We start from the raw sequence: 8,494 nt of genomic DNA, 5'->3' as shown, positions 1-8,494 counted from the left end.
GATGCGCCGGCTGGTGAGCTGGGCGATGCGGTCGTGCTGGCCGAGGGCGACAACGGCGGTTCGAACTCGGCCGCAACCACACTGGTCGTGCTCGGTGACGACGAGGGCCAGGACGATGAGGACCAGGACGAAGAGGACCAGGACGAAGAGGACCAGGAGGATGAGGAAGAGGATGATCTTCCGGACACCGGTGCGGCCATCTGGCTGACCCTGGCCGGTGGACTCGGCCTCGCGCTTGCTGGCGGTGCCGCGATGGCGCTGCGGCGGCGGGTCACGATGACCGTCTGATCCTTTACCTGGTCACTCCATGACCTACTGGACGACGGCCCTGCTTTCCACGATGTGAAGGCAGGGCCGTCGTCTGCCGGTAGCCGAGCCGCGGGACGGCCGTCGAGAGAGCGCGATCAACGCGGATGCGGGCTGGCCGTGGCTCAGACGGCCCGCTGTACGCGAAGGATCTTGCGTCGCAGCACGATCTTGCGGCTGCCGTCGGGATAGCGGCGGAGACGAGCGAGTTCCCAGCGCCCGTACTCGGCATGCTCGCTGAGCAACTGCCGGGCAGCCCGGCGCGATGTGGTGCGGGGGAGACGTAAGTGGCGAAACTCGTATTCGGTGGCGCGAGCGAACTTGGAACCCGAATCGGCCCCCACCATGTGCTCCATTCATCTATGGTGCCACGACTTCCCGATACCGAGGATGTACGGTCGATCGCGTGACGAATGAGCCTCAGGATCGCACCCGTCTTCAGGCAGCACTTGACGGCCTGACGGACGCGCTGGAGAACCATTTGGAAGCGTGCCTCGGCCGTTCCGGCGAAGCAGACCATGCCGTGCAAGCGACGTACACGGCGTTGCGTCACGCGGCACAGCAATACGATGACCTCTTGTTCGAGTTGCGTGACGAGGTCACGCCGTGGGAATTCCCGGACGGGCCCCACGTGGACATCGAGTACGAGGATGCCGATGCCGAACCCAGCGCGGTGGGCGTTTTCGTCCGGCGCGACTACGACATCGCGGACACCGACGAGCTACTCGGAGCGGGACGCGAGGCCTACGGGGAGCTCTACCCGACGGATCCGTTGGAGGCGGCGATCGCCGATGTATCACATCCCGGACGGGCGTTGTACCAGCTGCTGCATGCGTATGGCGTGGATGGGCTCGACCAGCGAGCCGAAGGTGCTGGCCTGACACCTCGCGGAGGCACCGTGTGGGTCCAGGAACTGGCCGAAGGTGACCCGGACACGTTGGTGGGTGAACCCTTCGACGTCGTCGATGAAGAGTTGTTGATCTACCGGCTCGACGAAGTGATGGAATCCGGGACCACGGAGGAGTGAGGGGAGCGGCGCACAGCGCGGCTCGGGCCGGCTGCCTGGGGAATCCCTGCCTCAGAACCGTTCGGGGTAACCGATCTCCGGCTCGGAAACCTCGTCCAACGCGCTGCGGATCTCGGCCGGCAGCTCGAGTTCTTCGCTTTGCAGTTGCATGTCCAGTTGGGTAGCGGTGCGGGCACCGAGGATGGGAGCCGTCACTCCGGGCCGATCACGGACCCACGCGAGCGCGACCTCCAACGGGTGTACGCCGAGGCCGTCGGCGGCCGTACAGACCGCTTCGACGATCTTGCGACAGCGACCGTCCAGGTAAGGCTCGACATAAGCGGCGAGTTGGGGAGTGGCGGCTCGCGAGTCGGCTGGAGTACCGCTGCGATACTTGCCGGTGAGCACGCCGCGTCCCAAGGGGGACCAGGGCAGCAGGCCCAGACCGAACTGCTGCGCGGCCGGCGCCACCTCCCGTTCGATGCCCCGTTCGAGCAGCGAGTACTCGACCTGGGTGGAGATCAGCGAGGCGCGGGTCGCCGCACGTTCCTGATGAATGGACGCCCACGCGGTCTGCCAGCCAGAGTAGTTCGACAGGCCGACGTAGCGTGCCCGCCCCGAGGCAACGGCGTAATCGAGCGCGTCGAGTGTCTCCTCGAGTGGAGCGTTGTCGCTCCACGTCTGCACCTGGAAAAGGTCGACATAGTCGACATCGAGGCGGTCCAGAGAATCGTCAAGCTGGTCCAGCAGCGCCTTGCGCGAGACGTCGACGCGGACATCGGCACTGGTGCGCGAGATGCCGGCTTTGGTCGCGATGATGAGCTCCGAACGGGAGACCGTCGTGCCCAGCAGCGAGCCCAGCATCCGTTCAGCCCGGCCCTGGCTGTACGAAGCGGCCGTGTCGATGAGCGTGCCACCGCTGTCGACGAACGCATCGAGCTGTTCCCGCGCTTCGTGTTCGTCAGTGTCTCGCCCCCAGGTCATGGTGCCCAGCCCGAGGCGAGAGACTGCCAGGCCACTGCGGCCTACCCGTCGCATCTCCACAGGTGCGAGGTTACCTGTCGAAGGAGCACCGAAGCGGGAGCATGCCCGGATCGTCTAGAGTCGTGCCGTGGAGTTAGCTCTCAATCTCGGGTACTGGCATTCCGGTGATATCCGCAGCTCCGTCGACGTGGCCGTCGAGGCGGAGACGCTGGGGTATTCCAGCGTGTGGGCAGCCGAGGCGTACGGATCGGACGTGCCTACGGTGCTCTCCTGGATCGCGGCACGGACGGCGCGCGTCGACGTGGGGGCCGCGGTGATGCAGATTCCCGCGCGGTCTCCGGCTGCAACGGCGATGACGGCTGCCACTCTCGACGCGTTGTCGGACGGGCGGTTCCGGTTGGGACTCGGTGTCTCGGGCCCACAGGTCTCGGAGGGTTGGCACGGAGCGCCCTTCGCCCGGCCACTGACGCGGACACGAGAATACGTGGATATCGTCCGGCAGGTCCTGTCACGGCAGCGGTTGCAATACGAGGGGGAGCAGTGGCAGTTGCCGTTGCCCGGGGGTCCGGGAAAGGCGCTGCGCCTGGCCATGCGTCCGCTGCGCGAGCAGATCCCGATCTACCTCGCGGCCATCGGGCCGCGCAATCTCGAATTGGCCGGTGAGATCGCCGACGGCTGGCTGGCGGTCTTCTATTCGCCGGAGTACGCGCCCGAGGCGCTGGAGCGCATCGCCACCGGCCGCAGGCGGGTGGGAGGAAGCATGGATGGCTTCGACGTCGTACCGTCCGTTCCGCTGGTGATCGGTGACGACGTCGAGGCATGCGCGGACGTGATCCGCCCGTATGCGGCCCTGTACCTGGGCGGAATGGGGAGCCGTGAGCAGAACTTCTACAACCAGCTCGCCGTGCGCATGGGGTTCGACGACGCGGCCGCGCGCGTGCAGGAGCTGTTCCTGGATGGTCAGCAACGTGCCGCTGCCGCTGCCGTACCGTCGGAATTCATCGACCAGACGGCCCTGATCGGCCCCGTCGAACGAGTACGGGATCGGCTGCACGCCTATGCGGAGTCGGGCGTGAGCACCCTCTCGGTCATCCCGCAAGGGAGTTCAGTAGAGGAGCAACGCCAGACGCTGCGTTCGATGGCTGACGCGTTCGAGGCCGCTGGCGTGGCCAGCTAGCGCCCGTACCTCGGGAACCGCACAGCGATCCGTCGCGGATCTGGGGGAGTGAAGCAAGCCCTCGGCCTATTAGTACCGGTCAGCTGCACGCATTGCTGCGCTTCCACCTCCGGCCTATCAACCCAGTAGTCTGCTGGGGGCCTTACCCGGTTGACCCGGTGGGAGACCTCATCTTGAAGACGGCTTCCCGCTTAGATGCTTTCAGCGGTTATCCGTGCCGGACGTAGCTAACCAGCCGTGCTCCTGGCGGAACAACTGGCACACTAGAGGTCCGTCCGTCCCGGTCCTCTCGTACTAGGGACAGATCTTCTCAAGTCTCCAACGCGCACGGCGGATAGGGACCGAACTGTCTCACGACGTTCTAAACCCAGCTCGCGTGCCGCTTTAATGGGCGAACAGCCCAACCCTTGGGACCGACTCCGGCCCCAGGATGCGACGAGCCGACATCGAGGTGCCAAACCTTGCCGTCGATATGGACTCTTGGGCAAGATAAGCCTGTTATCCCCGGGGTACCTTTTATCCGTTGAGCGACAGCGCTTCCACTCGCCACTGCCGGATCACTAGGCCCTACTTTCGTACCTGCTTGACTTGTCGGTCTCGCAGTCAAGCCCCCTTTTATCCTTACACTCGCCACCTGATTTCCGACCAGGCTGAGGGGACCTTTGGGCGCCTCCGTTACCTTTTGGGAGGCAACCGCCCCAGTTAAACTGCCTACCAGGCACTGTCCCTGATCCGGATTACGGACCGAGGTTAGACGGCCAGAACGGCCAGAGTGGTATTCCAAGGACGACTCCACGAATACTGGCGTATCCGCTTCGCAGTCTCCCACCTATCCTACACAGACCGCCCCAGACGCCCATGCCAAGCTACAGTAAAGGTCCCGGGGTCTTTCCGTCCTGCCGTGCGAAACGAGCATCTTTACTCGTACTGCAATTTCGCCGGGTCCGTGGTTGAGACAGCGCCCAAGTCGTTACGCCATTCGTGCAGGTCGGAACTTACCCGACAAGGAATTTCGCTACCTTAGGATGGTTATAGTTACCACCGCCGTTTACTGGCGCTTAGGTTCAGGGCTTCGCCACCTGCGGACAGATGGCTAACCCATCCCCGTAACGTTCCAGCACCGGGCAGGCGTCAGTCCGTATACATCGAATTGCTTCTTCGCACGGACCTGTGTTTTTAGTAAACAGTCGCTCGGGCCAATTCTCTGCGGCCGGACCACGCTCACACCGCGCGGGTGATCACCCAGTCCGGCTCCCCATCTCCCGAAGTTACGGGGACATTTTGCCGAGTTCCTTAACCACGGTTATCCCGATCGCCTTGGTATTCTCTACCTGACCACCTGCGTCGGTTTGGGGTACGGGTCGCTGACACACTCGCTAGAGGATTTTCTCGACAGCGTGGGATCACCCACTTCGCCACAATCGGCTCGGCATCAGGTCTCAGGCTTGAAGGTGCACGGATTTGCCTATGCACCGCCCTACACCTTTACCCCGGGTCTACCATCGCCCGGGTTGGGCTACCCTTCTGCGTCACCCCATCGCTTGCCTACTACCGGCTGGGGTCCCGCGCTACGCCGCAACATTCCCGAAGGAGATGTCGCGGTTTCGGGCGGTTAGCCAAGATCCGGGTTCGGCAGGGCGCATGTCAGCGAGTACGGGAATATCAACCCGTTATCCATCGACTACGCCTGTCGGCCTCGCCTTAGGTCCCGACTTACCCAGGGCGGATGAACCTGGCCCTGGAACCCTTGGTCATCCGGCGGAGGAGATTCTCACTCCTCTTTCGCTACTCATGCCTGCATTCTCACTCGAGCGGCCTCCACGGCGAGCTTGCGCTGCCGCTTCATCGATCGCTCGACGCTTCCCCTACTCATCCGCGCATCATGCGCGAATGCCGTAGCTTCGGCGGTGTGCTTGAGCCCCGCTACATTATCGGCGCAGAGTCACTTGACCAGTGGGCTATTACGCACTCTTTCAAGGATGGCTGCTTCTAAGCCAACCTCCTGGTTGTCTCTGCGACTCCACATCCTTTCCCACTTAGCACACACTTTGGGGCCTTAGCTGACGGTCTGGGCTGTTTCCCTCTCGACTACGAAGCTTATCCCCCGTAGTCCCACTGCCACGCTTGACGCTCTGGTATTCGGAGTTTAGCTGACTTCAGTAACCTGTGAGGGCCCATCAGCCATCCAGTAGCTCTACCCCCAGAGCGAACCACGTGACGCTGCACCTAAATGCATTTCGGGGAGAACCAGCTATCACCGAGTTTGATTAGCCTTTCACCCCTACCCACAGCTCATCCCCCAGGTTTTCAACCCTGGTGGGTTCGGGCCTTCACCCGGTGTTACCCGGGCTTCACCCTGGCCATGGGTAGATCACTCGGTTTCGGGTCTAGGGCGTGCGACTCGTATGCCCTGTTAGGACTCGCTTTCGCTACGGCTTCCCCTCGTACGGGTTAACCTCGCCACACACCACTAACTCGCAGGCTCATGTCCCAAAAGGCACGCCATCACCGCGCCCCGAAGGGCCGGCTTTGACGGCTTGTAGGCACACGGTTTCAGGTTCTATTTCACTCCCCTCCCGGGGTTCTTTTCACCGTTCCCTCACGGTACTGGTCCGCTATCGGTCACCAGGAAGTATTTAGGCTTACCAGGTGGTCCTGGCAGATTCACACAGGATTCCTCGGGCCCCGTGCTACTTGGGAACACCGTGCGGGGAGCCATCGGGCTTTCGCCTACGGGGGTGTCACCCGCTGTGCCGGCACGTCCCAGTGCCTTCGGCTAGCTCGATGGTTTCTGACTCCCTGCCGGGTCGGCAGCCCCGGCGTGACGGGTCCCTCTACCCCGGGCAGGAAACACCTGCCGGCTTCCTCACCTGCCCGGTTTGGCCTGTTCCCCGTTCGCTCACCACTACTAAGGGAATCGCGGTTGCTTTCTCTTCCTGCGGGTACTGAGATGGTTCACTTTCCCGCGTTTCCTCCGGCTACCCTATGTGTTCAGGTAGCGGTGACCGGACATGACTCCGGCCGGGTTTCCCCATTCGGAAATCCCCGGATCGTAGCTCGGTTGCCAGCTCCTCGGGGCTTATCGCAGGCTCCCACGTCCTTCATCGGCTCCTGGTGCCAAGGCATCCACCGTGTGCCCTTGATCGCTTGCTTGACACTCGTGGTCAGATGCTCGCGACGGCCGCTGTGCAGTTCTCAAGGTACGGGCGCAGGCATCTATGTGCCAGCGCACTCAGCGGTAGCGGCTTCTGCCGTACCTCGAGAACCCAACAGCGTGCTGAACTGGCCAAATAAGAAGTTATGAGAGAACTCCTTAGAAAGGAGGTGATCCAGCCGCACCTTCCGGTACGGCTACCTTGTTACGACTTCGTACTAGTCGCCAGCCCCGCCTTCGACGGCTCCCTCCCCGTAGAACGGGGTTGGGCCACCGGCTTCGGGCGTTGCCGACTCCCAGTACGTGACGGGCGGTGTGTACAAGGCCCGGGAACGTATTCACCGCAGCGTTGCTGATCTGCGATTACTAGCGACTCCGACTTCACGGGGTCGAGTTGCAGACCCCGATCCGAACTGAGACCGGTTTTCTGGGATTCGCTCCACCTTGCGGTATCGCTGCCCTTTGTACCGGCCATTGTGGCATGCGTGAAGCCCTGGGCATCAGGGGCATGATGACTTGACGTCATCCCCGCCTTCCTCCGAGTTGGCCCCGGCGGTCTCCCATGAGTCCCCGGCCGAACCGCTGGCAACATGGGACAAGGGTTGCGCTCGTTACGGGACTTAACCCAACATCTCACGACACGAGCTGACGACAGCCATGCACCACCTGTGCCGGGCGCCCTAAGGCACCTCCCATCTCTGGAAGATTTCCCGGCATGTCAAACCCAGGTAAGGTTCTTCGCGTTGCATCGAATTAATCCGCATGCCCCGCCGCTTGTGCGAGCCCCCGTCAATTCCTTTGAGTTTTAGCCTTGCGGCCGTACTCCCCAGGCGGGGCGCTTAACGCGTTAGCTACGGCGCGGAGAATATGGTCATTCCCCACACCTAGCGCCCAACGTTTACGGCGTGGACTACCAGGGTATCTAATCCTGTTCGCTCCCCACGCTTTCGCTCCTCAGCGTCAGGATCGGCCCAGCAAGCTGCCTTCGCCAGCGGAGTTCCTCCTGATATCTGCGCATTTCACCGCTACACCAGGAATTCCACTTGCCCCTGCCGTCCTCTAGTCTGCCCGTATCGGCTGCAGTTCCGGGGTTGAGCCCCGACATTTCACAGCCGACGCGACAGACCGCCTACGAGCTCTTTACGCCCAGTAATTCCGGACAACGCTTGCACCCTACGTATTACCGCGGCTGCTGGCACGTAGTTGGCCGGTGCTTCTTCTGCGCCTACAGTCACCCTGTCCTGACGAATCAGGGCTTCGTCGGCGCCGAAAGAGGTTTACAACCCGAAGGCTGTCATCCCTCACGCGGCGTTGCTGCATCAGGCTTTCGCCCATTGTGCAATATTCCCCACTGCTGCCTCCCGTAGGAGTCTGGGCCGTATCTCAGTCCCAGTGTGGCCGATCACCCTCTCAGGCCGGCTACCCGTCGTCGCCTTGGTGGGCCGTTACCCCACCATCAGACTGATGGGCCGCGAGCCCATCCCTGGCCAGAACCGATCAGAGATCGGAACCATTTGCATCGGCCGAGATGCCCCGGCCGATGGTTATCCGGTATTAGCCCCAGTTTCCCGGGGTTATCCCGGTGCCAGAGGTAGGTTGCTCACGTGTTACTCACCCGTTCGCCGCTCCGTACCCGGTCCCGGAGGACCGGGCCGATCGCTCGACTTGCATGTGTAAGGCACGCCGCCAGCGTTCGTCCTGAGCCAGGATCAAACTCTCCATTAGAGAAACGTGAGTACCAGGCTTGAAGTCGGTGCCTGGCGTTGGCCATCGCACGCTGTTGAGTTCTCAAGGTACGGATAGAAACCGTGGGGACAAAGCCCCTGCCGGGGCGATGCCCCGATGACGTGTTCCACGTTAACAACGA

Annotated in this window: 5 protein-coding genes and 2 rRNA genes; 3 read left to right on the top strand and 4 right to left on the bottom strand. The window is 62.6% G+C overall.

Annotated features, from left to right (window positions below):
• Nucleotides 1-288: LPXTG cell wall anchor domain-containing protein (locus tag DPM12_RS18465; protein WP_146751933.1), on the top strand; the 288-nt coding region annotated here is incomplete at its 5' end.
• A gap of 143 nt (nucleotides 289-431) precedes the next feature.
• On the opposite strand, the gene DPM12_RS18460 is transcribed toward DPM12_RS18465, so the two are convergent.
• The gene (locus DPM12_RS18460) at nucleotides 432-662 is read right to left on the bottom strand and encodes a DUF5703 family protein (RefSeq protein WP_245951311.1); all 231 of its coding nucleotides are present in this window, start codon (nucleotides 660-662) and stop codon (nucleotides 432-434) included.
• A gap of 50 nt (nucleotides 663-712) precedes the next feature.
• On the opposite strand from DPM12_RS18460, the gene DPM12_RS18455 reads away from it, so the two are divergent.
• Nucleotides 713-1,333 (top strand): hypothetical protein, encoded by a 621-nt coding sequence (locus DPM12_RS18455; protein WP_112259821.1) that lies wholly within the window; start codon nucleotides 713-715, stop codon nucleotides 1,331-1,333.
• 51 nt (nucleotides 1,334-1,384) lie between these two features.
• On the opposite strand, the gene DPM12_RS18450 is transcribed toward DPM12_RS18455, so the two are convergent.
• Nucleotides 1,385-2,356, bottom strand: a complete 972-nt coding sequence (locus DPM12_RS18450) for an aldo/keto reductase (RefSeq protein WP_112259820.1) — start codon at nucleotides 2,354-2,356, stop codon at nucleotides 1,385-1,387.
• Between the two features lie 67 nt (nucleotides 2,357-2,423).
• On the opposite strand from DPM12_RS18450, the gene DPM12_RS18445 reads away from it, so the two are divergent.
• A complete protein-coding gene (locus DPM12_RS18445; RefSeq protein ID WP_112259819.1) occupies nucleotides 2,424-3,473 on the top strand; it encodes an LLM class F420-dependent oxidoreductase in 1,050 nt (349 codons plus the stop codon).
• Between the two features lie 49 nt (nucleotides 3,474-3,522).
• Here the strand turns inward: DPM12_RS18445 and DPM12_RS18440 are convergent.
• Both DPM12_RS18440 and DPM12_RS18435 read right to left on the bottom strand, forming a co-directional pair.
• A 23S ribosomal RNA gene (locus tag DPM12_RS18440) occupies nucleotides 3,523-6,626 on the bottom strand.
• A 164-nt stretch (nucleotides 6,627-6,790) separates the two neighbouring features.
• Nucleotides 6,791-8,352: ribosomal RNA gene (locus DPM12_RS18435) — 16S ribosomal RNA — on the bottom strand.
• The 16S and 23S rRNA genes sit together here, the layout of an rRNA operon.
• Nucleotides 8,353-8,494 lie beyond the last annotated feature (142 nt).

It is taken from the genome of Phytoactinopolyspora halophila, assembly GCF_003287285.1.
Taxonomy (GTDB): domain Bacteria; phylum Actinomycetota; class Actinomycetes; order Jiangellales; family Jiangellaceae; genus Phytoactinopolyspora_A; species Phytoactinopolyspora_A halophila.
The sequence above is the reverse complement of the archived record's forward strand: the minus strand, read 5'-3'. Positions and strand labels throughout refer to the sequence as shown.